1 protein-coding gene is annotated in these 663 nt (G+C 45.6%); it reads left to right on the forward strand.

Annotated elements, in window-relative coordinates; genetic code table 11:
* On the forward strand, positions 1 to 663 hold a 663-nt coding region (locus HCR01_RS38160; protein WP_193201045.1), incomplete at both ends, for an AMP-binding protein.

Raw genomic sequence — 663 nt, forward strand, 5'->3', positions numbered from 1 at the left:
TCACCCAACACAATTTACAGAACCCCACAAATCTGACCACAGGCGAGAACCTAGCTTATATAATTTATACATCCGGCTCAACAGGTAAACCCAAAGGAGTATTAATTAATCATGCCAACATCGTCCGCCTGTTTGCTGCCACCGAAGAATGGTTTCAGTTCAACAACCAAGATGTTTGGACTTTATTTCACTCCTTTGCCTTTGACTTCTCAGTTTGGGAAATTTGGGGTGCCTTAATCAAAGGTGGACGGTTAGTTATAGTACCCTACTGGGTGAGCCGTTCCCCCACAGACTTTTATCACTTACTCTGCCAAGAACAAGTCACAGTTCTCAACCAGACACCCTCAGCCTTCCGGCAACTGATTTGGGCAGAACAAGCAGAGCAAAGGAATCAAGACAACCCATTACCCCTTTCCTTGCGTTGGGTAATCTTTGGCGGCGAAGCCTTAGAAATTCACAGCTTAAAACCTTGGTTCAGTCGTCACGGCGACGAGATTCCCAAGTTGGTGAATATGTATGGCATCACAGAAACCACCGTCCACGTCACCTATCGCCCCATCACCACCGCGGATTTGAGCAACAATGCTGGTAGTGTAATTGGTTGTCCCATCCCAGATTTGCAAGTTTATGTCCTAGATAAAAAAAGACAACTATTGCCAATTG

It is taken from the genome of Nostoc sp. MG11 (assembly GCF_014904695.1).
Classification (GTDB): Bacteria; Cyanobacteriota; Cyanobacteriia; order Cyanobacteriales; family Nostocaceae; genus Komarekiella.